This window comes from Ochrobactrum chromiisoli (genome assembly GCF_026241335.1).
Taxonomy (GTDB): domain Bacteria; phylum Pseudomonadota; class Alphaproteobacteria; order Rhizobiales; family Rhizobiaceae; genus Brucella; species Brucella chromiisoli.
On sequence record NZ_JAPHAV010000003.1, the window covers coordinates 22,328 to 45,536 of the forward strand.

Consider the following 23,209-nt stretch of genomic DNA (forward strand, 5'->3'; position numbering starts at 1 on the left):
GATGGGCAAGGCCAAGGCTCCCCGCCAGCTTAAGGATAACGAGGCGAAAGCCGTCGCCCGTACGCTTCGCGTCAGCCCGCAGAAGCTTAATCTTGTCGCGGCACTTATTCGCGGCAAGAAAGTTAACGCGGCACTTGCTGATCTGACGTTCTCGCGCAAGCGGATCGCGGAAACAGTGAAAAAGACGCTCGAATCGGCTATCGCCAACGCAGAGAACAATCATGATCTCGATGTTGACGCGCTGATCGTTGCTGAAGCTTATGTTGGCAAATCAATTGTCATGAAGCGTTTCCACGTTCGTGGACGTGGTAAGGCAAGCCGCATCGAAAAGCCGTTTTCGCATCTCACCATTGTTGTCCGCGAAGTTGCGGAAAAAGGGGAGGCCGCATAATGGGCCAGAAGATTAATCCGATCGGTTTTCGTCTCGGCATTAACCGCACCTGGGATTCGCGTTGGTACGCAAATACCGGTGAATACGGCAAGCTGTTGCATGAAGACGTCAAGATCCGTGAGTATCTTAAGAGCGAACTCAAGCAGGCTGCGATTTCCAAGATCGTAATCGAGCGTCCGCACAAGAAGTGCCGCGTGACGATTCACTCGGCTCGTCCGGGTATCATCATCGGCAAGAAGGGTGCAGACATCGAAAAGCTTCGCAAGAAGCTTTCCGAGATGACGAATTCCGATACGTCGCTCAACATTGTTGAAGTGCGTAAGCCGGAAGTCGACGCGACGCTCATTGCTCAGTCGATCGCTCAGCAGCTCGAACGCCGTGTGGCATTCCGTCGCGCCATGAAGCGTGCCGTTCAGTCGGCAATGCGTCTCGGTGCTGAAGGTATCCGTATCAACTGCTCCGGTCGTCTGGGCGGCGCTGAAATCGCACGTATGGAATGGTATCGCGAAGGTCGCGTTCCGCTTCACACGCTGCGTGCTGATATCGACTACGGTACAGCAGAAGCGCAGACCGCTTACGGCATCTGCGGCGTGAAGGTTTGGGTATTCAAGGGCGAGATCCTTGAGCATGACCCAATGGCTTCCGAACGTCGTGCGGTTGAGGGTGACAATCAGGGTTCCCAGCAGAACCGCCGCCGCGAAAACGCTTAAAAAGCGGGCCGCGGGCGAGAAAATTGGAGTAGAGAACAATGATGCAGCCAAAGCGCACCAAGTTCCGTAAGCAGTTCAAGGGCCGTATTCACGGCAACTCGAAGGGCGGTACGGATCTTAATTTCGGTGCATTCGGTTTGAAGGCCGTTGAGCCTGACCGCGTCACAGCACGACAGATCGAAGCGGCTCGCCGCGCGATCACCCGTCACATGAAACGTGCGGGCCGTGTATGGATCCGAATCTTCCCGGATCTGCCAGTTACATCGAAGCCTACCGAAGTCCGTATGGGTAAAGGTAAGGGTTCAGTTGACTACTGGGCATGCCGCGTGGCACCAGGCCGCGTAATGTTTGAGCTTGACGGCGTACCCGAAGATGTGGCACGCGAAGCCTTAAGACTCGGCGCTGCAAAGTTGTCGGTCAAGACGCGCTTCATTCAGCGCATCGCAGAGTAAGAGAGGCAGTCATGAAAGCCGCAGACGTTCGGGCGAAAAGCCTCGATCAGATCAACGATGAGTTGGGCGCCCTGAAGAAAGAGCAGTTTAATCTGCGCTTCCAGAAGGCAACCGGCCAGCTCGAAAAAACCGCGCGCGTGAAACAGGTTCGCCGTGACATTGCGCGTATTAAGACCATCGCCCGCCAGAAGGCGGCCGAAAGCAAGGCATAAGGAACAAGTATAATGCCTAAACGCGTTCTGCAGGGCGTTGTCGTCAGCGACAAAAACGATAAGACTGTTGTGGTTAAGGTAGAGCGTCGCTATTCGCACCCGCTCCTCCAGAAGACCATTCGCCAGTCTAAGAAGTATAAGGCGCATGACGAAAACAACCAGTTCAAGATTGGTGATCAGGTTTCTATTGAAGAATCCAAGCCAATTTCGAAGGACAAACGCTGGGTCGTTCTTTCGAACGTAACAGCGGGCTAAATTACAAACACGCAGCTTAGGTAGGGCAGGAGCCCTTAACCAGCTGAAGGAAAAGAAGGCGGCCAGTCATGATTCAGATGCAAACAAACCTCGACGTGGCGGATAACTCCGGCGCACGTCGTGTCATGTGCATCAAGGTGCTGGGCGGCTCGAAGCGGCGTTATGCTTCCGTGGGCGACATCATTGTGGTGTCGATCAAGGAAGCTATTCCGCGCGGCCGCGTCAAAAAAGGTGATGTGATGAAGGCGGTAGTCGTACGGACTGCCAAGGACATCCGTCGCGCAGATGGCAGCGTTATTCGTTTTGATAACAACGCAGCCGTTCTCATCGATAACAAGAAAGAGCCTATCGGCACACGTATCTTCGGACCGGTTCCACGCGAACTTCGCGCTAAGAGCCACATGAAGATCATCTCGCTGGCTCCGGAAGTTCTGTAAGGAAGCAAGACGATGCAAAAGATTCGCAAAGGCGACAGCGTTGTCGTGCTGTCCGGTAAGGACAAGGGCCGTAAGGGCGAAGTTCTTCAGGTTATGCCAAAGGATGACAAAGCTGTCGTCCGCGGCATTAATGTTGTAAAGCGTCACCAGCGTCAGACACAGACTCAGGAAGCCGGCATCATTTCGAAAGAAGCGCCGATCCATTTGTCTAACCTGGCAGTTGCTGATCCAAAAGATGGCAAGCCAACCCGCGTTGGTTTCCGTATTGAAGACGGCAAGAAGGTTCGCGTTGCAAAGCGTTCGGGAGCGGTGATCTGATGTCTGAAGCTAAGGCACTTCCACGCTTCAAGAAGATTTATCAGGACACGATCCGTAAAGCTCTTCTTGAAGAATTCAAATATGACAACGAGATGCAGATTCCGCGCATCACCAAAGTTGTCCTGAATATGGGTGTAGGCGAAGCAACTGCTGACTCGAAAAAGCCAACGGTTGCAGCTGCTGATCTCAGCCTGATTGCTGGTCAGAAGGCTGTCGTTACGCGCGCCCGTAATTCGATTGCAACTTTTAAGTTGCGCGAAGACATGCCAATCGGTACGAAGGTCACTCTTCGTGCGGATCGCATGTACGAATTTCTTGATCGTCTGGTTACGATTGCGCTTCCGCGCGTTCGCGACTTCCGCGGTCTGAATCCGAAAAGCTTTGACGGTCGTGGCAACTTTGCCATGGGTGTTAAGGAACACATCGTGTTTCCAGAAATCAACTACGATAAAGTTGATCAGATCTGGGGCCTGGACATCATCGTTTGCACGACCGCAAAAACGGATGATGAAGCCCGCGCTCTTCTGCGCGCCTTCAACTTCCCGTTCCGGCAGTAACGGCAAGCGTAGCGAGGTATAATAATATGGCCAAGACTAGCGCAGTCGAAAACAATAAGCGCCGCGAAAAGTTGGTTAAGCGTCATGCTGAAAAGCGTGCACGTCTGAAGGCGATCGTTATGGATCAGAGCCTTCCGCTGGATGAGCGTTTCCGCGCTACTATTCAGCTCGCCGAACTACCGCGCAATTCCGCTAAGGTTCGTATTCGCAATCGTTGCGAAGTTTCGGGTCGTCCGCGTGGTTATTACCGTAAACTGAAGATGTCGCGTATTGCGCTTCGCCAGTTGGGTTCGCTCGGACAGGTTCCGGGCATAGTTAAGTCGAGCTGGTAAGGAGTAGCATATGTCTGTGTCAGATCCTATCGGCGATATGCTGACCCGTATTCGTAACGCAGTAGGCCGCAAGAAGACCAAGGTTTCGACCCCGGCTTCGAAGCTTCGTGCTCGCGTTCTGGATGTTCTTCAGTCTGAGGGTTACATCCGCGGATACACGCAGAGTGAATTCGTGAACGGCAAGGCCGAGATCGAAATCGAACTCAAGTACTATGAAGGCGTTCCAGTCATTCGTGAACTGACCCGCGTTTCGAAGCCAGGCCGTCGCGTTTACGTGTCGGTCAAGTCGATCCCGCAGGTTGCGAATGGTCTTGGCATCTCGATCTTGTCCACACCTAAGGGTGTAATGGCGGATCATGAAGCCCGTGAACAAAACGTTGGTGGTGAGCTGCTCTGCCGCATCTTCTGATGCGGCTGACAGTGAACAGATAGAAGACAGGTATAAAAATGTCTCGTATCGGTAAAAAACCCGTGCCGGTCCCGGCAGGCGTGACCGCCAGTGTTGATGGGCAGATCGTCAAGGCTAAGGGCGCGAAGGGCGAATTGTCTTTCGTGGTGCACGATGAAGTTCTGGTTAAGCTCGAAGACGGCGCTGTAAGCGTTGATCCTCGTGACCAGTCTAAAGAAGCCCGCTCCAAGTGGGGCATGTCGCGTTCGATGATCGAAAACATCTTCGAAGGCGTCAACAAGGGCTTTGAAAAGAAGCTTGAGATCAGTGGCGTTGGTTATCGTGCTGCTATGCAGGGCAAGAATGTCCAGCTGTCTCTCGGCTTTTCTCACGAAGTTATCTATGACGTGCCTGCTGGCATCACTGTTGCTGTTCCTAAGCCGACGGAAATCGTCGTCACTGGTATCGATAAGCAGCAGGTCGGTCAGGTTGCGGCTGAGATCCGTGAATATCGCGGCCCCGAGCCTTATAAGGGCAAGGGCGTCAAGTATGCTGGCGAAAAAATCGTCCGCAAAGAAGGCAAGAAGAAGTAAGGGAAGCGCGTCATGGCATCGCCAAAAGAAACTTTGCAGCGTCGCGCTGCTCGTGTACGCCGTCAGGTCAAGGCTGTTGCAAACGGCCGTCCACGTCTCAGCGTGCACCGCTCTTCCAAGAACATCTACGTTCAGGTTATCGACGACGTTCGCGGTGTAACCATCGCTGCCGCTTCGACCCTGGATGGCGATCTGAAGGGCAAGCTCAAGACTGGCGCCGATTCCGCAGCAGCTGCTGCAGTTGGCAAGCTGGTTGCTGAGCGTGCCGTAAAAGCAGGCGTCAACGAAGTAGTGTTCGACCGTGGTGCATTTATTTACCACGGCCGTGTGAAGGCTCTCGCCGAAGCAGCCCGCGAAGGCGGTCTTAGCTTCTAATAATTTTGTGCTTCCGGAAAAAAATAAAGGAATAGGATATGGCACAGAGAGAACGTAACCGCGAGGACCGCGGTCGTGAGGAGCGTGACAGCGAATTCGTTGACAAGCTCGTTCACATCAATCGCGTAGCCAAGGTTGTTAAGGGTGGCCGTCGCTTCGGTTTTGCTGCACTCGTCGTCGTTGGTGACCAGAAAGGTCGCGTCGGCTTCGGACATGGCAAGGCTCGTGAAGTGCCTGAAGCTATCCGTAAGGCAACAGAAGCTGCCAAGCGCGATATGATTTTCGTACCACTGCGTTCGGGTCGTACACTGCATCACGATGTGCAGGGTCGTCACGGCGCTGGCAAGGTTCTGCTCCGCGCAGCCCCTGCTGGTAAGGGTATCATTGCTGGTGGTCCTATGCGTGCTGTGTTCGAAACGCTTGGCGTTCAGGACGTTGTTGCTAAGTCGCTCGGCTCATCGAACCCTTACAACATGGTTCGTGCAACCTTTGACGCTCTGAAGCATCAGATGCATCCAAAGGACATTGCTGCACAGCGCGGCATCAAGTACTCGACCCTTCAGGCTCGTCGCCATGATGTGGTCGGTTCGGAAGAATAGCCGATAGTTTGTGCCAGTCCGGTGCCATCGCACCGGATACGCCATAGACAAGGGATTTGAGTGATGGCTGAGAAGAAGGGTAAGACGGTTACGGTCGAACAGATCGGAAGCCCTATCCGTCGTCCAGCCGAACAGCGTGCTACGCTGATCGGACTCGGACTTAACAAAATGCACCGCCGCCGCACACTGGAGGATACTCCTTCAGTTCGTGGCATGATTGCCAAGGTTCAGCATCTCGTCCGCGTTGTGGACGAGGCCTGATAACGCAGAGGATAGAGACATGAAACTCAACGATCTGCGTGACAAGCCAGGTTCAGTTAAGGCGCGCAAGCGCGTCGGCCGTGGTATCGGCTCGGGCACCGGCAAGACCGCTGGCCGCGGCGTCAAGGGACAGAAGTCCCGTTCAGGCGTAGCGATCAACGGCTTTGAAGGCGGTCAGATGCCAATCTACCGTCGCCTGCCGAAGCGTGGCTTCACCAACATCTTTGCGAAGAGCTTCAACATTGTATCGCTTGGCCGAGTTCAGGCTGCGATCGATGCGGGCAAGCTGGACGCAAAGGCAGTTGTGAACATCGATTCGCTTAAGGCTGCTGGCGTGATTCGTCGCGCTCTCGACGGTGTTCGCGTTCTTGCGGACGGCGAATTGAAGGCAAAGGTAGCTTTCGAGGTTGCTGGTGCTTCCAAGGCAGCGATCGAAAAGATCGAAAAGGCTGGCGGTAGCGTAAAGCTTCCTGAAGCTGCTGCTGAATAAAGCATCGACATAAAAATAAAAAGCGGCGGCCTTGGTGCCGCCGCTTGCACATTTATGCCAATGCGCATATCTGGGTAGGGTCTTCTTGTCCGAGCGGTCGTGAGTTGTAAAACTTGTGTCTATGGGAGTAGGGGACCGGAGACTTTTCACCGGAGAAATTTTTATGGCATCGGCTGCTGAACAGCTAGTTTCCAATCTTAATTTTTCGGCATTTTCGAAAGCTGAAGAACTCAAGAAGCGCATCTGGTTTACACTGGGCGCTTTGTTGGTGTACCGTTTTGGTACTTATATTCCGCTACCCGGCATCAATCCTGATGCGCTTGCGCAGGCATTCCAGCAGCATAGCCAGGGTGTGCTTGGACTTTTCAATATGTTTGCGGGTGGTGCGGTTGGCCGTATGGCGATCTTCGCACTCGGCATCATGCCTTATATTTCTGCCTCCATTATCGTGCAGCTTATGACGTCGGTTGTCCCGACGCTTGAAGCGCTCAAGAAGGAAGGCGAGTCAGGCCGCAAGATTATCAATCAATATACGCGTTACGGTACGGTGCTTCTGGCAATCGTGCAGGCTTATGCGATTTCGGTTGGCTTGCAGTCCGGTAATGGCATCGTTACGAATCCCGGCCCAATGTTCCTGGTTTCGTCGGTCATCACGCTTGTTGGCGGTACGATGTTCCTGATGTGGCTTGGTGAACAGATCACCGCGCGCGGCATCGGTAACGGCATTTCGCTCATCATCTTCGCGGGTATTGTCGCAAACCTGCCGCATGCTATTTCCGGTACGCTGGAACTGGGCCGCACCGGCGCGCTGTCCACGGGGTTGATCCTCGGTGTTATCGTTCTGGCTGTTGCGCTGATTGCAATCATCGTTTTTGTTGAACGCGCCCAGCGCCGTCTTCTGATCCAGTATCCGAAGCGTCAGGTTGGCAATCGCATGTTCCAGGGCGATACATCGCATCTGCCACTCAAGCTCAATACTGCGGGTGTTATTCCTCCGATTTTCGCGTCTTCGCTTCTGCTGCTGCCTGCAACGGTTGCCGGCTTTGCGAACACAGCTGAAATGCCGGCATGGGGTACAACCATTCTCAATGCTCTCGGTCATGGTCAGCCGCTCTACATGCTGTTCTATGCCGGTTTGATGGCATTCTTCTGCTTCTTTTATACGGCCATTGTGTTCAATCCCAAGGACACTGCGGACCAGCTGAAGAAGCACTCCGGCTTTATTCCGGGCATTCGTCCGGGTGAACGGACGGCTGAGTATATAGACTATGTGTTGACACGAATTACGGTTGTCGGCGCCATCTATATCGTGCTTGTCTGTCTTCTGCCGGAATTTCTGATTTCCGCGACCGGTGTACCGTTCTATCTTGGTGGTACTTCGCTGCTGATCGTGGTCAGCGTAACGCTCGATACGGTTGCGCAAATTCAGGGACATCTTGTCGCCCATCAGTATGAAGGGCTGATCAAGAAGTCCAAACTCAGAGGTGGGAAACGCAGTAAATGAGACTAATACTTCTTGGGCCGCCCGGAGCAGGTAAGGGGACGCAGGCTGGACTTCTTACCAAGAAGCATGGAATACCTCAGCTTTCGACTGGCGATATGCTGCGTGCAGCAGTCGCTCAGCAAAGCGAAATCGGGAAACGCGCCAAGGCTGTCATGGATGCCGGTCAGCTGGTCTCCGATGAGATTGTAAACCAGATCGTGTCAGAGCGTATTGATGCGCCGGATTGCGCAAATGGTTTCATTCTTGACGGTTATCCGCGGACTGTTCCACAGGCGCAGGCTCTTGGCGAAATGCTGACCGATAAAGGTCTCAAGCTTGATGCTGTTATTGAGCTGAAAGTGGACGAGAACGCATTGGTCAGCCGGATGGAGAGCCGTGTTGCCGATACGATTGCAAAGGGTGGTCAGGTTCGTTCTGATGACAACCCGGAAGCATTTCGCAAGCGTCTCGTTGAATACCGTGAAAAAACGTCACCGCTTTCGGCCTATTATGCCGGTACTGGTGAGTTGCGCGTGCTCAATGGCATGGCGCCGGTAGAGGACGTTACTGCCGAAATCGAGAGAATTCTCGTTCCGGCGTGAAGCATGCGGGCTAAGGCTCGTTTGAACGAATAGGAATTGCGGACAGAAGATCATTTGATGTTTTTCTGTCCGTTTATTGCTTCTGAAAGTTGCTTTTAATGTCTGTAATGCTGCTATGGCCGCTTTACGGACAGTTAAGAGTTGACTTTTTCGGGTGATTCCGTCAAAGACTGCGCCACTTCAATTTGTTTTGAATGGTCGGTTCTGGCGGAAATAGTAAGAGGCCGGGACCGGTCAAACAATGCTGTCTGGTTGATCGCATCATCCAGATGGATTTTTATGTAACTCAAGGAGAACAGACGTGGCACGTATCGCTGGCGTCAACATCCCGACGAACAAGCGCGTAATCATTGCGCTTCAGTACATTCACGGGATTGGACCAAAATTTGCTCGTCAGATCGTAACGAAAGTCGGCATTTCCGATGATCGTCGCGTAAATCAGCTTTCGGATGCTGAAGTCCTTCAGATCCGTGAAGCAATCGATGCTGACTACCGGGTCGAAGGTGACCTGCGTCGTGAAGTTTCGATGAACATCAAGCGCCTGATGGACCTTGGCTGCTATCGCGGTCTGCGCCATCGTCGTTCGCTGCCAGTTCGTGGCCAGCGCACGCATACCAATGCACGCACCCGTAAGGGTCCTGCAAAGGCTATCGCAGGTAAGAAGAAGTAATTTTCGGCAGAACCAATCGTTCTGCCGGGCTTGCCTGTAAAAGGGTGGGTTCGGTGCTGGTCCTTTTCAAAGGGCCGGTGTAGCCGCTGGAACTACGGCGGTGTCGAGATCGAGTTTTGAGAGGACTATCATGGCTAAGGAAGCCCAGCGTATTCGCCGTCGCGAACGCAAAAACATTTCGTCGGGCGTTGCCCACGTAAATTCGACGTTTAACAACACCATGATCACCATCACGGATGCACAGGGTAATGCGATTGCCTGGTCATCTGCAGGTGCTCAGGGTTTCAAGGGTTCGCGTAAGTCGACCCCGTTTGCCGCACAGATCGCTGCTGAAGATTGCGCCAAGAAGGCGCAGGAACATGGCATGCGCTCCCTCGAAGTCGAGGTTTGCGGACCGGGTTCTGGCCGTGAATCTGCACTGCGCGCCCTTCAGGCTGCCGGTTTCGTTATTACGTCGATTCGCGATGTTACGCCGATCCCGCACAATGGTTGCCGTCCGCGCAAGAAGCGCCGGGTCTGATTTTCGTTTATATGCTGTAAGAACCCCGGGCTTTATTGTTCGGGGTTCCTCTGCGGTTCTTCACAAGATCGCTACGATTGGATGGTAGCGACGGTTGATAGAGGAAAACCACATGATCCAGAAAAACTGGCAGGAACTGATTAAGCCGAACAAGGTGGATTTTATCACCAACGGCTCACGCACTCATGCAACCGTTGTTGCTGAGCCGCTGGAACGCGGTTTCGGTTTGACGCTCGGTAACGCACTGCGTCGCGTGCTTCTGTCGTCGCTGCGCGGCGCTGCTGTCACCGCCGTTCAGATTGACGGCGTGCTGCATGAATTCTCTTCTATCCCTGGCGTCCGCGAAGACACCACGGATATCGTTCTGAACGTCAAGGAAATCGCCATCCGTATGGAAGGCGAAGGCCCGAAGCGCATGGTTGTCCGCAAGGAAGGCCCGGGCGTTGTTACGGCTGGTGACATTCAGACTGTTGGCGATGTCGAGATCCTTAACCCGGAACACGTCATCTGCACGCTGGATGAAGGCGCTGAAATCCGCATGGAATTCACTGTCAACACCGGTAAGGGCTATGTGCCTGCCGACCGTAATCGTGCGGAAGATGCTCCAATCGGTCTTATTCCGGTTGATAGCCTTTATTCGCCGATCCGCAAGGTATCGTACAAGATTGAGAACACCCGTGAAGGTCAGGTTCTCGATTATGACAAGCTGACGCTCAATATCGAAACCAATGGTTCGGTGAGCGGTGAAGATGCTGTTGCTTACGCAGCACGCATTCTTCAGGACCAGCTCGCAGTCTTCGTTAACTTCGAAGAGCCTCAGAAGGAAGCCCCGCAGGAACAGGTTGCGGAACTCGCTTTCAATCCGGCTCTGCTCAAGAAGGTCGACGAGCTCGAATTGTCAGTACGTTCGGCAAATTGCCTGAAGAACGACAACATCGTCTATATCGGCGATCTGATCCAGAAGACGGAAGCCGAGATGTTGCGGACTCCGAATTTCGGCCGCAAGTCGCTCAACGAGATCAAGGAAGTTCTGGCGTCGATGGGTCTCCATCTTGGTATGGAAATCCCAGCCTGGCCACCAGAAAACATCGAAGATCTCGCCAAGCGCTACGAAGACCAATATTAAGACCGGCATATCCCGGTACGTTACGAATTAAAGGAGAAGGCCATGCGCCACGGTAATGGACAGCGTAAGCTGAACCGCACTGCCTCGCATCGCAAGGCAATGTTCGCCAACATGGCGGCTTCGCTCATCGAGCATGAACAGATTGTGACCACGCTTCCTAAAGCTAAGGAAATTCGTCCAATCGTAGAAAAGCTTGTCACACTCGGCAAGCGCGGTGACCTGCATGCACGTCGTCAGGCGATTTCCGCCATTCGCGATGTACAGCTTGTTGCTAAGCTGTTCGACACACTTGCTACACGTTACGCAACCCGTAACGGCGGCTACATCCGCATCATGAAGGCAGGCTTCCGCACCGGTGACAATGCACCGATGGCAGTTGTCGAATTCGTTGAACGCGATGTCGATGCAAAGGGCAAGGCTGATCGCGCACGCGTTGAAGCCGAAGCTGCTGCAGAAGCAGAAGCAGCGTAATCTACGCGATGAAGCATTTAAAAAGGGCCGCCTCGAGCGGCCCTTTTGTTTTTTAAAGATATTTTGGGCAGAGCATTACAAAGCTGTAATGCTGTTGCCACAATACAGCCCTTTATACTTGGCTTGGTGGCCTCCATATTGCTTGCGAGCCTGGGAATCGGGTGTCGGAAAAGAAAACGGAGTGTGCAAATGAGTTTGCGGCGGTATGGAATTACGGGCGTTGTTCTTGTTTCAATGAGCATGTTGGCATTACCGTCATTTGCTCAGGACAATTCCGCTGCGGTTGTGGGCAAGCAAATTCCACTCAGCCGCGCCGATATGCAGCTTTCTTTTGCGCCGCTTGTTAAACAGACAGCACCCGCAGTGGTCAATGTATATGCCGCCCGTCAGGTGCAACAGCAGCAGTCTCCCTTCGCAGGGGATCCGTTTTTCGAGCAGTTTTTTGGGAAGCAGTTTGGCGGTGGCAGTCGATCAAGGACAGAGCAGTCTCTCGGATCCGGGGTGATCGTTGATGGCTCGGGTCTGGTCGTTACAAATAACCACGTCATCAAGGATGCCGACGAGATCAAGGTTGCATTGTCAGATGGCCGTCAGTTTGAAAGCAAAGTCTTGCTTCGCGACGAAACAACTGACCTTGCTGTATTGAAAATCGAGGCCAACGAAAAATTCCCTGTGGTGGCTCTTGGAAATTCCGATGACGTCGAAGTCGGTGATCTGGTTCTGGCGATCGGCAATCCGTTTGGCGTTGGACAGACGGTGACAAGTGGTATTGTTTCGGCGCAGTCCCGCACGCAGGTCGGTGTTTCGGATTTTGATTTCTTTATTCAGACCGATGCCGCAATTAACCCCGGCAATTCGGGTGGTGGATTGATTGACATGCGCGGCCGTTTGATTGGCATCAACACGGCGATTTATTCACGCTCTGGCGGTTCTGTCGGTATCGGCTTTGCAATCCCTTCGAATATGGTGCGTGCGGTTGTGGATGCAGCCCGCAGTGGCAGCTCCAGCTTCGAACGACCATATATCGGCGCGACCTTTCAAAATATCACACCGGATGTTGCTGAAAGTCTTGGCATGGACAAGTCGTTCGGTGTGTTGGTGACAGCGGTTAATAAGGGCGGGCCGGCGGAGCAGGCGGGATTAGCCGTGGGTGACGTCGTGCTCTCGGTTCAGGGCGTGCGCGCGGACAATATTGACGTGCTCGGTTATCGTCTTTCGACGGCTGGCATTGGAAATACGGTGACACTCGACATTGCGCGCAATGGCCAGGACCGCAAAATACCGGTGAAGCTCACCAAAGAGCCGGAAGCAAAGCCGCAGCAGAAACAGACCATCAAAGGGGATAATCCCTTCGCAGGTGCGGTTGTTGAAGAACTGACGCCAGCGATGGCGTCCAAGATGCGTCTGCGTGAAGGATCGCGCGGCGTCATTGTGACGAATGTCATTGCCAATTCTCAAGCAGCGCGTCTTGGTTTGCGCCAACGTGATATTATTCGCGGCATCAACGGCAATCCGATCCGTACGATCAATGATCTTGTCACAGCCCTCAACAATGGACGCGGTCTGGCATGGCGGCTTGAAGTTGAGCGTAATGGCGCGCTTATCCGCCAGTTCGTTCGCTGAACGATAGATATAGTATTTAAAGTTGCATGTCGTTTCGGGCGGGACTATGCCTGAAACGACATTTGTTTTTCTGGTATTGAGCAAAGCGAAATGAGCGACCTTTTTTCCACTGCGGTTGATCCGAATGCTGACCGTAACAGGCCGCTTGCCGATCGTTTGCGGCCGCGCCATCTCGCAGAGGTCACCGGGCAGGAGCATCTTACCGGGCCTGAAGGCGTTCTTACGCGCATGATTGCGTCCGGTACGCTTGGCTCCATGATTTTCTGGGGGCCTCCGGGGACAGGGAAGACGACGGTTGCGCGGTTGCTTGCCGGGGAAACGGAACTGGCTTTTGAGCAGATTTCTGCGATTTTTTCCGGGGTTTCTGATCTTAAAAAAGTTTTTGAATCAGCGCGTGCCCGACGTATGTCAGGCCGACAAACCTTGTTGTTTGTAGACGAGATTCATCGGTTCAATCGTGCGCAGCAGGATAGTTTTCTACCCGTGATGGAGGATGGCACCGTCATTCTCATAGGGGCGACGACGGAAAATCCTTCTTTTGAACTGAATGCCGCTTTGCTGTCGCGGGCGAGGGTGCTGACGTTTCATCCCCATGATGCATTGAGCATTGCAACACTTCTGGCGCGCGCTGAAGAACAGGAAGAGCGTCCGCTGCCGCTTGATGAAGAGGCACGCGCAAGTCTTATCCGCATGGCGGATGGTGATGGTCGTGCTGCGTTGACACTGGCCGAGGAGGTGTGGCGTGCGGCCCGACCTGAAGAGGTTTTTGATGCCGAGAAGCTGCAGGATGTGGTTCAGCGCCGCGCGCCTGTCTATGATAAAGGGCAGGATGGGCATTACAATCTGATTTCTGCTTTGCATAAGTCGGTACGCGGATCTGATCCTGACGCAGCACTCTATTATCTTTGCCGCATGTTTGATGCAGGCGAAGACCCGCTTTACCTGGGGCGTCGGCTGGTTCGCATGGCGGTCGAGGATATTGGGCTTGCCGACCCGCAAGCACTGGCTATCTGCAACGCCGCAAAAGATGCCTATGATTATCTTGGCTCACCGGAAGGCGAACTGGCTTTGGCGCAGGCGTGCGTTTATTTGGCCACGGCGCCTAAATCCAATGCTGTCTATATGGCCTATAAGGCGTCGATGCGTGCAGCCAAGGAAAACGGCTCTTTACTGCCGCCCAAACATATTCTCAATGCGCCGACCAAGTTGATGAAGAATGAGGGTTATGGCGAGGGCTATGCCTATGACCATGATCAGCCAGACGCTTTTTCCGGGCAGGATTATTTCCCGGAAGCTATGGGCCGTCAGGTGTTCTATGATCCGCCGGAACGCGGTTTTGAGCGGGAAATTCGCAAGCGTCTTGATTATTGGTCACGGTTGAGGGGCGAGCGCCGGGGGCGAAACTGATCGGCTTTGCCAAAGAATTTGCCCGAAAATTTCAGTGTCACAATTCGGCCTTCATCGGTGCCGCTAAAGCCGGCATACATACAACCTGAAGTTTTAATTCACATGCGGGTTGAGCCATTGATTCCATAATAAATTCAATGGCTGAGCAACTTTGAGATGTGGCCCTAAACGATGTGGTAACTATAATTAAATCAATGGCTTAGCTCCGCCGCTCTTTATTGTTTAAAATTTATCAAAATTTCTAATTTCCAAGGGGCTTCATTATGACGCGCGTTTTTTTGCTCGTTGCGCTCGTTATTCTCGGTGGCTGCGCGACCGCTCCCCGGCAGACCGGCAATGTATGCGCAGTCTTTGATCAACGCGACGGCTGGATAAACAATTGGCAGAAGGATGCGACGCGTGCTTCGCGTGAATATGGCGTTCCCGTTCCTGTTCTCATGGCGACGATCTATGCTGAATCGGGTTTCCGCCCTTATGCGCGCCCACCACGCACCAAGCTGCTTGGTTTTATCCCATGGAAGCGTGCATCAAGTGCCTATGGCTATTCGCAGGCTCTGAATGGAACCTGGGATCGATATAAGCGCGAAACGGGCCGCTGGACGGCTTCACGCAGCAATTTTGGCGATGCCATTCATTTTGTCGGCTGGTATCATAATGAAAGCAGCCGAAGAAACGGTATAAGCCGGAATGATGCTTATAGCCTCTATCTGGCCTATCATTCGGGTCATAGCGGCTATGCGCGCGGTGTGTGGCGCAATAATTCAACAGCGTTGAATGGGGCAAAGCGTGCGCAGACCATGGCCAATCGTTATACGATGCAATTGCGCTCCTGCGGGCGCATGGGTTAGTTCGGCTTCGTGCCTGAAATTCGTTCCGAGCGTCGTTTCAAATTGATACGAGTTTCGGGCTCGCCTTTGCAGAGCCTTCCTTGTTTTGTTTGAATCCTTGGAAATACTCTTTAAAGTCACCGTCCAGCCGTAATCGAAGTTATCATTTGCGGCGAATCGAACATTGAGGATGACCTTTTTATGCTGAAGAAACTTGGGATTGCCCTAATCTGCGCCACATTTTTAGCAGGCTGCACGACCGACCCCTATACAGGTCAGGAAAAGATGTCGAACACCGCGGGCGGCGCTGCAATTGGTGCGGCGGTTGGAGCGCTCGGTGGTCTTATGGTTGGTGGCTCAAGCCGTGCTCAGCGTAATGCGGTTCTCATCGGCGCGGGTATTGGCGCGCTCGGTGGCGGCGCTATCGGCAATTACATGGATCGCCAGGAATCGGAATTGCGCAATCAGTTGCAGGGTACCGGCGTTTCCGTGACGCGTAATGGTGATCAGATCATTCTGAATATGCCGTCCGCTATCACTTTCGATACCGATCAGGATCAGGTGAAGAGCCAGTTCTACCCAACACTGAACTCTGTCGCGATCGTGTTGCGCAAGTTCAATCAGACTCTTGTGGATGTTTACGGCTTTACCGACTCGACCGGCAGCGCGAGCTATAATCAGGGTCTGTCGCAACGTCGTGCGGCTTCGGTTGCGAGTTATCTTGGTTCCCAAGGCATTGATCCGCGCCGTTTTGCTGTTATCGGATATGGTGCAAGCCAGCCGGTTGCTTCCAATGCAACGCCGCAAGGACGAGCACAGAATCGTCGTGTGGAAATTCAGATTTCGCCACTGCGTGGCGTCAGTCAGTAAAAACGAAAAATCGGATATTCATCCGTTTTGGCGCAGCTCTCCGCGAGGAGAGTTGCGCTTTTTTGCAGATGATGCGCGAATCGGCGGCACGAAAGGCGCATTTTTTGGAATTAAGCCGTGGATGCTAACGTAAATTATTGTTTTCTAATAAATTAGAACATGAATAGAACAAAAAATTAAAATCATATTAAAACAATAGGTTGGTGGTATTGCATAATGAGAACAAAACAGATACAAATAGATATTGGCGATGAGCCCGATGGGCTTCTAGCGAGGCAAGAGGATAGTGTAAGATGTCTCAGAAATCATTGCGACTCGTTGAGGAAAAATCAGTGGACAAGACAAAAGCACTCGATGCGGCACTGTCGCAAATTGAACGCGCGTTCGGCAAGGGCTCCATTATGCGGCTTGGTCAGAACGATGTCGTCGATATTGAGACGGTGCCAACCGGTTCGCTTTCTCTCGATATAGCCCTGGGCGTCGGCGGTCTGCCCAAAGGGCGTATTGTTGAAATTTATGGTCCAGAAAGTTCTGGTAAGACGACACTTGCACTGCATACGATTGCGGAAGCGCAGAAGAAGGGTGGCATTTGCGCATTCGTGGATGCGGAACATGCACTTGATCCGGTCTATGCCCGCAAGCTTGGCGTTGACCTTGAAAATCTTCTGATCTCACAGCCCGACACCGGCGAACAGGCGCTTGAAATTACCGATACGTTGGTGCGTTCGGGTGCGATTGATGTTCTGGTGGTCGACTCGGTTGCAGCTTTGACACCGCGCGCTGAAATCGAAGGCGAAATGGGTGATTCTCTGCCGGGTCTTCAGGCTCGTCTGATGAGCCAGGCGCTGCGCAAGCTGACGGCATCAATCTCGCGGTCGAACTGCATGGTCATCTTCATCAACCAGATTCGCATGAAGATTGGCGTTATGTTTGGCTCGCCTGAAACGACGACCGGCGGTAATGCGCTCAAGTTCTACGCCTCTGTTCGCCTTGATATTCGCCGTATCGGTTCGATCAAGGAACGCGATGAGGTTGTTGGTAACCAGACACGCGTGAAGGTGGTTAAGAACAAGCTTGCACCTCCGTTCAAACAGGTTGAGTTTGATATTATGTATGGTGCCGGCGTTTCCAAGATGGGCGAATTGGTTGATCTTGGTGTTAAAGCCGGTGTTGTCGAGAAGTCTGGTGCTTGGTTCTCTTATAATTCCCAGCGTTTGGGGCAGGGCCGTGAAAACGCCAAGCAGTATCTCAAAGACAATCCCGATACCGCACGCGAGATTGAAACGACACTCCGCCAGAACGCCGGTCTGATTGCCGAGAAGTTCCTTGAAGACGGCGGTCCGGAAGCTGACGATGGCCCGGATGTAGCCGAAGCTTAGGCGTCTTATAGAGATGAAACAGAAAACGCCCCGCACGAGAGTGTGGGGCGTTTGCTTTTTATATTCGATACTGTTGCATAGTTGCCGTTTTCTTCGCTTCCACGCGAAATTGCTTTTATAGCGCACACTGCTTATCTGGACAGAAAAGCAGTGCGCCGTTAAAAGCAGTCAACCGAAACTCCATGTTCCTTGTCGGGCAGTACGGAACGCAGCGGCTTAAGTGCCGAAGTCTGTCGCCGCATTGCGGGTGGAGAAAAGATAATCGATGTGCTTCTTTGAGGGGTGCGTCCGTGCAGGGTGGAAGAAGCCCAAGGGTGAATTATGGCTGGCGTCAACGAGATAAGATCTACGTTTCTCGATTACTTCCGTAAGAACGGACACGAGGTTGTTTCATCAAGTCCATTGGTGCCGCGCAATGATCCAACGCTCATGTTTACCAATGCGGGCATGGTGCAGTTCAAGAATGTTTTCACCGGTCTTGAGCACCGTCCTTACAGCCGCGCGACAACGTCGCAGAAATGCGTGCGCGCAGGTGGAAAGCACAATGACCTTGATAATGTAGGCTACACCGCTCGCCACCACACTTTCTTTGAAATGCTCGGCAATTTTTCCTTTGGCGATTACTTCAAGGAAGAAGCGATCAGCCATGCCTGGAACCTGATCACCAAGGAATTCGGCCTCAATAAGGACAAGCTGCTCGTCACCGTTTATCACACGGATGATGATGCTGCGAATTTCTGGAAGAAGATCGCAGGCCTTTCCGACGATCGTATTATTCGCATTGCCACAAGTGATAATTTCTGGGCGATGGGGGATACTGGCCCATGCGGTCCGTGTTCGGAAATTTTCTACGACCACGGCGATCATATCTGGGGCGGACCTCCCGGATCGGCTGACGAAGACGGTGACCGCTTCATCGAAATCTGGAATCTCGTTTTCATGCAGTTTGAACAGGTTACGCCTGATCAACGCATTGATCTGCCTCGCCCATCGATTGATACTGGCATGGGGCTTGAACGTGTTGCTGCTGTCCTTCAGGGTGTGCATGACAATTACGATATTGATCTCTTTAAAGCGCTGATCCGCGCTTCGGAAGAAGCAACAGGCGTCAAGGCTGAAGGCGATTTCCGCGCCAGCCACCGCGTCATTGCCGATCATCTGCGTGCATCGAGCTTCCTGATTGCCGATGGCGTGCTGCCATCGAATGAAGGTCGCGGTTATGTGCTGCGTCGCATCATGCGTCGCGCGATGCGTCATGCGCAGCTTCTTGGGGCGAGCCAGCCATTGATGTGGCGTTTGCTGCCAGCCCTGATCCGCGAAATGGGGCAGGCTTATCCGGAACTCATCCGTGCAGAAGCGCTGATTTCAGAAACGCTCAAGCTGGAAGAAACCCGTTTCCGCAAGACCCTGGAGCGCGGGCTTGGCCTGCTTTCCGATGCTTCGGAAAATCTGGTTGAGGGCGATCGTCTTGATGGCGAAACTGCATTCAAGCTTTACGACACCTATGGTTTCCCGCTTGATCTGACGCAGGATGCTTTGCGGCAGCGCGGTGTGACGGTTGACACTGATGGCTTTAATGTTGCCATGGAACGCCAGAAGGCCGAAGCACGCGCCAATTGGACGGGTTCGGGCGAAGCTGCAACCGAAACCATCTGGTTCGGCATTAAGGATAAGGTCGGCGCGACCGAATTCCTCGGCTATGAAACCGAAAGTGCGGAAGGTGTCATCACGGCACTTGTGCGCGATGGTGGAGAAGTGGCATCGGCATCTGAGGGTGAAACCGTGTCCGTCGTGGTCAACCAGACGCCTTTCTACGGCGAATCCGGTGGCCAGCAGGGTGATACCGGAACAATCTCGGGTGAAGGCTTTGTCATCACCATCAAGGATACGCAGAAAAAGGGCGAAGGTGTCTTCGTACATACAGGCGAAGTGACCAGCGGTTCGGCAAAGGTCGGTGAAGCCGTTGAGCTGAAGGTGGATTCCGAGCGTCGCACGCGTATCCGTTCCAACCATTCGGCAACACATCTGTTGCATGAAGCGCTGCGCGAAACCCTTGGAACCCACGTTGCGCAAAAGGGGTCGCTTGTTGCGCCTGATCGCCTGCGTTTCGACTTCTCGCATCCAAAGCCGATTTCGGCAGAAGAACTGACCGCTGTTGAAAATCTCGCCAATGAGATCATCCTGCAAAATGCGCCGGTTTCAACGCGCTTGATGGCCGTAGACGATGCGATTGCAGAAGGTGCGATGGCGCTGTTTGGCGAAAAATATGGCGATGAAGTGCGTGTTGTTTCGATGGGCACGGCCAAGCATGGCGAAAAGGCTGGCAAGGCTTACTCTGTTGAGCTTTGCGGTGGCACGCATGTGCGCCAAACCGGCGATATCGGCCTTGTGCGCATTCTCTCTGACAGCGGCGTTGCTGCCGGTGTTCGCCGCATGGAAGCGCTGACGGGTGAGGCGGCTCGCCTTTACCTTGAAGAACAGGATGAGCGCGTCAAAGCCATTGCTGGTGCACTGAAAACGACACCGTCTGAAGCACTCGAGCGTGTCAACGCACTGGTTGACGAACGCAAGAAGCTGGAACGTGAACTTGCAGATGCGCGCCGACAGCTTGCGTTGAGCGGCGGCTCTTCGGATGGTGGCAGTGCTGTTGAAACCGTCAATGGCGTCAACTTCCTTGGTAAGGTTGTGACCGGCGTTTCGCCACGCGATCTCAAGCCGCTGGCTGATGAAGGCAAGAAACAGGTTGGCTCCGGCGTCGTTCTTTTTATTGGTGTTGGTGAAGATGGCAAGGCAAGCGCTGTTGCTGCTGTCACTGAAGATTTAGTTGGTCGTTTTAGCGCGGTTGATCTTGTTCGTGCTGCATCGGCTGCTCTTGGTGGCGCAGGCGGCGGCGGTCGCCCGGATATGGCACAGGCTGGTGGCCCCGATGGCGCCAAGGCAAACGATGCCATCGTTGCAGTGAAAGCGCTGATTATTTGATAAATTGCGTATAAGAATGAAAAGGCCGGGATTTCCCGGCCTTTCTTTATGCTGCATGCGCTCTACGACTATCGACGGGCGCTTCATCGCGCTCACTAAGGCTATAATCCCGCGCCACATCCGCAACGCGCAGGCGATAGTTTTCAAAAACACCGCCGCGCCCTTTTGCCTGTGCGATGCGATGGGTGGGTAGATTGCGCCATTGTTTGACTGCCTCTTCATCCCGCCAGAAGGAGAGGGACAGCAGCTTTTCTGGCTCAACCAGACTTTGAAAACGTTCAATCGATATAAAACCGTCGATTTGCGCAAGATCAGCGCGCAGGCTTGCGGCAATATCGAGATACTGCTCACGCCTCTCATCATTTGCTGGCCAGACTTCAAAAATAACAGCGATCATGGCTTGATGAACTCCGCATGCGGAGCGGATTGCAGTTTGAGAAATATGCGCTCTTCACACCGGATAAATTGTTCGCGTTTTGCAAATTCATAATTCGCTCGGCCGATTGGATCAGCAGCCAGACGTGCGCGAAACTTTTCATAGGCAGCAAGGTCTTCGATTGAATAAACACCATAAGCTGTTGTGGTGGAGCCTTCATGCGGGCCGAAATAGCCAATCAGATTGGCACCGCAACGTGGGCTTGCCTGTCCCCAATTGCGTGCATATTCCGCAAAAGCCTCGGCTTTGAACGGATCAATTTGATAGCGTATAAAGCAGGTAATCATTCTTATCTCCTGAAATTGGCTGATTTGCTGGAGACGTTTTAGCGCATTGAACTTCATCCATGCTTCGGTTAGCATCGAAGTATGAAAGACGGGCCTATCATAGCTTCTGTTGCAGCCCTGTTGGGCGATCCGGCACGCGCAAACATGCTCACCGCGCTGATGGACGGCCGTGCTTTGACGGTAAGCGAACTTGCTGCTGCGGCGGGCGTGACGCTTCAGACAGCCAGCGGGCATCTATCCAAGCTTGATGCCGCGAATTTGCTTGTGGCTGAGAAGCAGGGCAGGCACCGTTATTTCAGGCTATCAGGCCCGGACGTAGCACAGGTGCTCGAAGGTTTGATGGGGCTTGCCCAACGCACTGGTGCCGTGCGTGTTCGCACTGGTCCTAAAGACCACGCACTGCGAAAAGCGCGTATTTGCTATGATCATCTGGCGGGTGAGCGCGGCGTGGAAATGCTTGATGCGTCTTATAAACTCGGTTTGATTGATCATGCCAGTGAGCCTCTGCTGACCGATGAGGGAAAATCATTCTTTTCATGCATGGGGATTGATGTCGATGCGCTGCAAAAAGGCAAACGACCGCTTTGTCGTCATTGTCTCGACTGGAGTGAAAGACGCAATCATTTGGGTGGCGCACTGGGTGCTGCACTTCTGAAAACCTTCATCGATAAAGGCTGGGCACGCCGCGAAGCGGGGCGTGTGATTGCCTTTTCCCCCGCTGGCGCGCAAGCGTTTACCAAAGCTTTTCAGCTCTGATTTTTCTCATCACTCAATTTGTTGTGTTGTGAAGGCCGTAGAGCGGTGAACGATCCCATGGACGATGCCGAATAGTGAGCGGTAAACAAAAAACGGCGGGAAAATCCCGCCGTCTCAATTTGAATTGGCTTAGGCTTAAGCAGCCATTGCCTTCTGAAGATTTTCGTCGATCTTGTCGAGGAAGCCGGTGGTCGAGAGCCAAGGCTGATCTGGGCCGATGAGCAGCGCCAGATCCTTGGTCATGTAGCCGCTTTCAACGGTGTCCACGCAGACCTTTTCCAGGGTATCAGCAAAGCGCTTCAGTTCTGCATTGTTGTCGAGCTTTGCACGATGTGCGAGGCCGCGGGTCCATGCAAAGATCGAAGCGATCGAGTTGGTCGAAGTTTCTTCGCCCTTCTGGTGCTGACGATAGTGACGGGTCACGGTGCCGTGTGCAGCTTCTGCTTCAACAGTCTTGCCATCCGGCGTCATCAGAACCGAGGTCATCAGGCCGAGCGAGCCAAAGCCCTGTGCCACGATGTCGGACTGCACGTCGCCGTCATAGTTCTTGCAAGCCCAGACATAACCGCCGGACCACTTGAGAGCCGAGGCAACCATGTCGTCGATCAGGCGATGTTCGTACCAGATCTTTGCTTCCTTGAACTTTTCAGCGAATTCAGTCTGATAGACTTCTTCGAAGATGTCCTTGAAGCGACCGTCATAGGCCTTGAGAATGGTGTTCTTGGTCGAGAGATAGACCGGATAATTGCGCTGCAGGCCATAGTTCAGCGAAGCGCGTGCAAATTCACGAATCGATTGGTCGAGGTTGTACATGGCCATTGCCACGCCAGCGCTCGGTGCCTGATAGACTTCGTGTTCGATGGTTTCGCCATCTTCACCGACGAACTTGATCGACAGCGTGCCCTTGCCCGGGAACTTGAAGTCGGTCGCGCGGTACTGGTCACCAAAAGCGTGACGGCCAACGATGATTGGCTGTGTCCAGCCTGGAACCAGGCGAGGGACGTTTTTGCAGATGATTGGTTCGCGGAAGATAACGCCGCCGAGGATGTTACGGATGGTGCCGTTTGGCGACTTCCACATCTTCTTGAGCTTGAATTCTTCAACGCGGGCTTCATCCGGCGTGATGGTTGCGCATTTTACGCCAACGCCGTGTTCCTTGATGGCGTTTGCAGCATCAATGGTAACCTGATCGTTGGTCGCATCGCGGTGCTCTACCGACAGATCGTAATATTTCAGATCGATGTCGAGGTATGGATGGATCAGCTTGTCCTTGATGAACTGCCAGATGATGCGTGTCATCTCATCGCCGTCGAGTTCAACGACCGGGTTTGCAACCTTGATTTTTGCCATTGATAATGCCTCTCATTGAATGCGTCGCGCTCGTATAACATCGGTAAACGCGA

At 53.3% G+C, this 23,209-nt stretch carries 31 protein-coding genes; 28 read left to right on the forward strand and 3 right to left on the reverse strand.

Annotated elements, in window-relative coordinates; all coding sequences use genetic code 11:
- Position 1 precedes the first annotated feature (1 nt).
- The 27 genes from rplV to alaS all read left to right on the forward strand — a co-directional run bounded on the left by rplV (position 2) and on the right by alaS (position 20,327).
- The gene (rplV, locus tag OPR82_RS09255; protein ID WP_007875336.1) at positions 2–391 is read left to right on the forward strand and encodes a 50S ribosomal protein L22; all 390 of its coding nucleotides are present in this window, start codon (positions 2–4) and stop codon (positions 389–391) included.
- Positions 391–1,101 (forward strand): 30S ribosomal protein S3, encoded by a 711-nt coding sequence (gene rpsC, locus OPR82_RS09260; protein ID WP_024897014.1) that lies wholly within the window; start codon positions 391–393, stop codon positions 1,099–1,101. Before rplV ends, rpsC begins: the two co-directional genes overlap by 1 nt.
- 38 nt (positions 1,102–1,139) lie before the next feature.
- Entirely contained in the window at positions 1,140–1,553 is a 414-nt protein-coding gene (rplP, locus tag OPR82_RS09265) for a 50S ribosomal protein L16 (protein WP_094577441.1), read from the forward strand.
- 11 nt (positions 1,554–1,564) lie between these two features.
- Entirely contained in the window at positions 1,565–1,765 is a 201-nt protein-coding gene (rpmC, locus tag OPR82_RS09270; protein WP_024897016.1) for a 50S ribosomal protein L29, read from the forward strand.
- Positions 1,766–1,777: 12 nt separating this feature from the next.
- A complete protein-coding gene (rpsQ, locus tag OPR82_RS09275; RefSeq protein ID WP_024897017.1) occupies positions 1,778–2,020 on the forward strand; it encodes a 30S ribosomal protein S17 in 243 nt (80 codons plus the stop codon).
- Between the two features lie 68 nt (positions 2,021–2,088).
- Positions 2,089–2,457: a 50S ribosomal protein L14 gene (gene rplN, locus OPR82_RS09280; protein WP_007875329.1), complete on the forward strand. Its 369-nt coding sequence runs from the start codon at positions 2,089–2,091 to the stop codon at positions 2,455–2,457.
- A 12-nt stretch (positions 2,458–2,469) separates the two neighbouring features.
- Positions 2,470–2,775, forward strand: a complete 306-nt coding sequence (rplX, locus tag OPR82_RS09285; protein WP_094539757.1) for a 50S ribosomal protein L24 — start codon at positions 2,470–2,472, stop codon at positions 2,773–2,775.
- Entirely contained in the window at positions 2,775–3,332 is a 558-nt protein-coding gene (gene rplE / locus OPR82_RS09290; RefSeq protein ID WP_265984512.1) for a 50S ribosomal protein L5, read from the forward strand. Before rplX ends, rplE begins: the two co-directional genes overlap by 1 nt.
- 26 nt (positions 3,333–3,358) lie before the next feature.
- Positions 3,359–3,664 (forward strand): 30S ribosomal protein S14, encoded by a 306-nt coding sequence (gene rpsN, locus OPR82_RS09295; protein WP_265984513.1) that lies wholly within the window; start codon positions 3,359–3,361, stop codon positions 3,662–3,664.
- 10 nt (positions 3,665–3,674) lie between these two features.
- Positions 3,675–4,073 carry a 30S ribosomal protein S8 gene (rpsH, locus tag OPR82_RS09300; RefSeq protein WP_007875325.1) on the forward strand — a complete coding sequence of 133 codons (399 nt, stop codon included), beginning with the start codon at positions 3,675–3,677 and terminating at the stop codon, positions 4,071–4,073.
- 38 nt (positions 4,074–4,111) lie between these two features.
- Complete coding sequence (gene rplF / locus OPR82_RS09305; protein ID WP_265984514.1) at positions 4,112–4,645, forward strand: 50S ribosomal protein L6; 534 nt, start codon at positions 4,112–4,114, stop codon at positions 4,643–4,645.
- A 12-nt stretch (positions 4,646–4,657) separates the two neighbouring features.
- Entirely contained in the window at positions 4,658–5,020 is a 363-nt protein-coding gene (rplR, locus tag OPR82_RS09310; RefSeq protein ID WP_265984515.1) for a 50S ribosomal protein L18, read from the forward strand.
- Between the two features lie 38 nt (positions 5,021–5,058).
- Positions 5,059–5,619, forward strand: a complete 561-nt coding sequence (rpsE, locus tag OPR82_RS09315; protein ID WP_024897023.1) for a 30S ribosomal protein S5 — start codon at positions 5,059–5,061, stop codon at positions 5,617–5,619.
- A 63-nt stretch (positions 5,620–5,682) separates the two neighbouring features.
- Positions 5,683–5,880, forward strand: coding sequence for a 50S ribosomal protein L30 (gene rpmD / locus OPR82_RS09320; RefSeq protein WP_007875314.1), 198 nt, complete (start codon positions 5,683–5,685; stop codon positions 5,878–5,880).
- A 19-nt stretch (positions 5,881–5,899) separates the two neighbouring features.
- Complete coding sequence (rplO, locus tag OPR82_RS09325; protein WP_265984516.1) at positions 5,900–6,370, forward strand: 50S ribosomal protein L15; 471 nt, start codon at positions 5,900–5,902, stop codon at positions 6,368–6,370.
- Between the two features lie 163 nt (positions 6,371–6,533).
- Positions 6,534–7,874, forward strand: coding sequence for a preprotein translocase subunit SecY (gene secY, locus OPR82_RS09330; protein WP_265984517.1), 1,341 nt, complete (start codon positions 6,534–6,536; stop codon positions 7,872–7,874).
- Complete coding sequence (locus tag OPR82_RS09335) at positions 7,871–8,455, forward strand: adenylate kinase (RefSeq protein ID WP_265984518.1); 585 nt, start codon at positions 7,871–7,873, stop codon at positions 8,453–8,455. Before secY ends, OPR82_RS09335 begins: the two co-directional genes overlap by 4 nt.
- Positions 8,456–8,756: 301 nt before the next feature.
- The gene (rpsM, locus tag OPR82_RS09340; protein ID WP_187544612.1) at positions 8,757–9,125 is read left to right on the forward strand and encodes a 30S ribosomal protein S13; all 369 of its coding nucleotides are present in this window, start codon (positions 8,757–8,759) and stop codon (positions 9,123–9,125) included.
- Between the two features lie 130 nt (positions 9,126–9,255).
- Complete coding sequence (gene rpsK / locus OPR82_RS09345; protein WP_024897028.1) at positions 9,256–9,645, forward strand: 30S ribosomal protein S11; 390 nt, start codon at positions 9,256–9,258, stop codon at positions 9,643–9,645.
- 112 nt (positions 9,646–9,757) lie between these two features.
- Positions 9,758–10,771: a DNA-directed RNA polymerase subunit alpha gene (locus tag OPR82_RS09350; RefSeq protein WP_265984519.1), complete on the forward strand. Its 1,014-nt coding sequence runs from the start codon at positions 9,758–9,760 to the stop codon at positions 10,769–10,771.
- A gap of 42 nt (positions 10,772–10,813) precedes the next feature.
- Complete coding sequence (gene rplQ, locus OPR82_RS09355; RefSeq protein ID WP_095446804.1) at positions 10,814–11,242, forward strand: 50S ribosomal protein L17; 429 nt, start codon at positions 10,814–10,816, stop codon at positions 11,240–11,242.
- Between the two features lie 189 nt (positions 11,243–11,431).
- The gene (locus OPR82_RS09360) at positions 11,432–12,865 is read left to right on the forward strand and encodes a DegQ family serine endoprotease (protein WP_265984520.1); all 1,434 of its coding nucleotides are present in this window, start codon (positions 11,432–11,434) and stop codon (positions 12,863–12,865) included.
- A gap of 90 nt (positions 12,866–12,955) precedes the next feature.
- A complete protein-coding gene (locus OPR82_RS09365) occupies positions 12,956–14,272 on the forward strand; it encodes a replication-associated recombination protein A (RefSeq protein ID WP_265984521.1) in 1,317 nt (438 codons plus the stop codon).
- Between the two features lie 263 nt (positions 14,273–14,535).
- Entirely contained in the window at positions 14,536–15,120 is a 585-nt protein-coding gene (locus tag OPR82_RS09370; protein ID WP_265984522.1) for a transglycosylase SLT domain-containing protein, read from the forward strand.
- A 180-nt stretch (positions 15,121–15,300) separates the two neighbouring features.
- Positions 15,301–15,969, forward strand: coding sequence for an OmpA family protein (locus OPR82_RS09375; RefSeq protein WP_265984523.1), 669 nt, complete (start codon positions 15,301–15,303; stop codon positions 15,967–15,969).
- A gap of 293 nt (positions 15,970–16,262) precedes the next feature.
- Positions 16,263–17,348 carry a recombinase RecA gene (gene recA / locus OPR82_RS09380; protein ID WP_265984524.1) on the forward strand — a complete coding sequence of 362 codons (1,086 nt, stop codon included), beginning with the start codon at positions 16,263–16,265 and terminating at the stop codon, positions 17,346–17,348.
- 321 nt (positions 17,349–17,669) lie between these two features.
- Entirely contained in the window at positions 17,670–20,327 is a 2,658-nt protein-coding gene (alaS, locus tag OPR82_RS09385) for an alanine--tRNA ligase (protein WP_265984525.1), read from the forward strand.
- Positions 20,328–20,373: 46 nt separating this feature from the next.
- Here alaS and OPR82_RS09390 read toward each other — a convergent pair whose 3' ends face one another.
- Both OPR82_RS09390 and OPR82_RS09395 read right to left on the reverse strand, forming a co-directional pair.
- A complete protein-coding gene (locus OPR82_RS09390; RefSeq protein WP_265984526.1) occupies positions 20,374–20,724 on the reverse strand; it encodes an antibiotic biosynthesis monooxygenase family protein in 351 nt (116 codons plus the stop codon).
- Positions 20,721–21,050 carry an NIPSNAP family protein gene (locus OPR82_RS09395; protein ID WP_265984527.1) on the reverse strand — a complete coding sequence of 110 codons (330 nt, stop codon included), beginning with the start codon at positions 21,048–21,050 and terminating at the stop codon, positions 20,721–20,723. The genes OPR82_RS09390 and OPR82_RS09395 overlap by 4 nt, the downstream gene beginning before the upstream one ends.
- 81 nt (positions 21,051–21,131) lie before the next feature.
- Here OPR82_RS09395 and OPR82_RS09400 point away from each other — a divergent pair, with 81 nt between their 5' ends.
- Positions 21,132–21,806 carry an ArsR/SmtB family transcription factor gene (locus OPR82_RS09400; protein WP_265984528.1) on the forward strand — a complete coding sequence of 225 codons (675 nt, stop codon included), beginning with the start codon at positions 21,132–21,134 and terminating at the stop codon, positions 21,804–21,806.
- A gap of 135 nt (positions 21,807–21,941) precedes the next feature.
- Here the strand turns inward: OPR82_RS09400 and OPR82_RS09405 are convergent, their stop codons facing one another.
- The gene (locus tag OPR82_RS09405; protein WP_265984529.1) at positions 21,942–23,156 is read right to left on the reverse strand and encodes an NADP-dependent isocitrate dehydrogenase; all 1,215 of its coding nucleotides are present in this window, start codon (positions 23,154–23,156) and stop codon (positions 21,942–21,944) included.
- Positions 23,157–23,209 lie beyond the last annotated feature (53 nt).

Excerpts from the sequence above, each read along its gene's own strand:
- OPR82_RS09360 (WP_265984520.1), top strand. The coding sequence starts at position 11,432 with ATGAGTTTGCGGCGGTATGGAATTACGGGCGTTGTTCTTGTTTCAATG.
- rplF (WP_265984514.1), top strand. The coding sequence starts at position 4,112 with ATGTCTCGTATCGGTAAAAAACCCGTGCCGGTCCCGGCAGGCGTGACC.
- rpsK (WP_024897028.1), top strand. The coding sequence starts at position 9,256 with ATGGCTAAGGAAGCCCAGCGTATTCGCCGTCGCGAACGCAAAAACATT.
- rplN (WP_007875329.1), top strand. The coding sequence starts at position 2,089 with ATGATTCAGATGCAAACAAACCTCGACGTGGCGGATAACTCCGGCGCA.
- OPR82_RS09370 (WP_265984522.1), top strand. The coding sequence starts at position 14,536 with ATGACGCGCGTTTTTTTGCTCGTTGCGCTCGTTATTCTCGGTGGCTGC.
- secY (WP_265984517.1), top strand. The coding sequence starts at position 6,534 with ATGGCATCGGCTGCTGAACAGCTAGTTTCCAATCTTAATTTTTCGGCA.
- rpsQ (WP_024897017.1), top strand. The coding sequence starts at position 1,778 with ATGCCTAAACGCGTTCTGCAGGGCGTTGTCGTCAGCGACAAAAACGAT.
- OPR82_RS09365 (WP_265984521.1), top strand. The coding sequence starts at position 12,956 with ATGAGCGACCTTTTTTCCACTGCGGTTGATCCGAATGCTGACCGTAAC.
- OPR82_RS09335 (WP_265984518.1), top strand. The coding sequence starts at position 7,871 with ATGAGACTAATACTTCTTGGGCCGCCCGGAGCAGGTAAGGGGACGCAG.
- rplX (WP_094539757.1), top strand. The coding sequence starts at position 2,470 with ATGCAAAAGATTCGCAAAGGCGACAGCGTTGTCGTGCTGTCCGGTAAG.
- OPR82_RS09405 (WP_265984529.1), bottom strand. The coding sequence starts at position 23,156 with ATGGCAAAAATCAAGGTTGCAAACCCGGTCGTTGAACTCGACGGCGAT.
- rplR (WP_265984515.1), top strand. The coding sequence starts at position 4,658 with ATGGCATCGCCAAAAGAAACTTTGCAGCGTCGCGCTGCTCGTGTACGC.
- rpmC (WP_024897016.1), top strand. The coding sequence starts at position 1,565 with ATGAAAGCCGCAGACGTTCGGGCGAAAAGCCTCGATCAGATCAACGAT.
- rpmD (WP_007875314.1), top strand. The coding sequence starts at position 5,683 with ATGGCTGAGAAGAAGGGTAAGACGGTTACGGTCGAACAGATCGGAAGC.
- rpsN (WP_265984513.1), top strand. The coding sequence starts at position 3,359 with ATGGCCAAGACTAGCGCAGTCGAAAACAATAAGCGCCGCGAAAAGTTG.
- OPR82_RS09375 (WP_265984523.1), top strand. The coding sequence starts at position 15,301 with ATGCTGAAGAAACTTGGGATTGCCCTAATCTGCGCCACATTTTTAGCA.
- rplQ (WP_095446804.1), top strand. The coding sequence starts at position 10,814 with ATGCGCCACGGTAATGGACAGCGTAAGCTGAACCGCACTGCCTCGCAT.
- OPR82_RS09395 (WP_265984527.1), bottom strand. The coding sequence starts at position 21,050 with ATGATTACCTGCTTTATACGCTATCAAATTGATCCGTTCAAAGCCGAG.
- rpsH (WP_007875325.1), top strand. The coding sequence starts at position 3,675 with ATGTCTGTGTCAGATCCTATCGGCGATATGCTGACCCGTATTCGTAAC.
- rplE (WP_265984512.1), top strand. The coding sequence starts at position 2,775 with ATGTCTGAAGCTAAGGCACTTCCACGCTTCAAGAAGATTTATCAGGAC.
- rpsC (WP_024897014.1), top strand. The coding sequence starts at position 391 with ATGGGCCAGAAGATTAATCCGATCGGTTTTCGTCTCGGCATTAACCGC.
- rplO (WP_265984516.1), top strand. The coding sequence starts at position 5,900 with ATGAAACTCAACGATCTGCGTGACAAGCCAGGTTCAGTTAAGGCGCGC.
- OPR82_RS09390 (WP_265984526.1), bottom strand. The coding sequence starts at position 20,724 with ATGATCGCTGTTATTTTTGAAGTCTGGCCAGCAAATGATGAGAGGCGT.
- OPR82_RS09400 (WP_265984528.1), top strand. The coding sequence starts at position 21,132 with ATGAAAGACGGGCCTATCATAGCTTCTGTTGCAGCCCTGTTGGGCGAT.
- recA (WP_265984524.1), top strand. The coding sequence starts at position 16,263 with ATGTCTCAGAAATCATTGCGACTCGTTGAGGAAAAATCAGTGGACAAG.
- OPR82_RS09350 (WP_265984519.1), top strand. The coding sequence starts at position 9,758 with ATGATCCAGAAAAACTGGCAGGAACTGATTAAGCCGAACAAGGTGGAT.
- rplV (WP_007875336.1), top strand. The coding sequence starts at position 2 with ATGGGCAAGGCCAAGGCTCCCCGCCAGCTTAAGGATAACGAGGCGAAA.
- rplP (WP_094577441.1), top strand. The coding sequence starts at position 1,140 with ATGATGCAGCCAAAGCGCACCAAGTTCCGTAAGCAGTTCAAGGGCCGT.
- rpsE (WP_024897023.1), top strand. The coding sequence starts at position 5,059 with ATGGCACAGAGAGAACGTAACCGCGAGGACCGCGGTCGTGAGGAGCGT.
- alaS (WP_265984525.1), top strand. The coding sequence starts at position 17,670 with ATGGCTGGCGTCAACGAGATAAGATCTACGTTTCTCGATTACTTCCGT.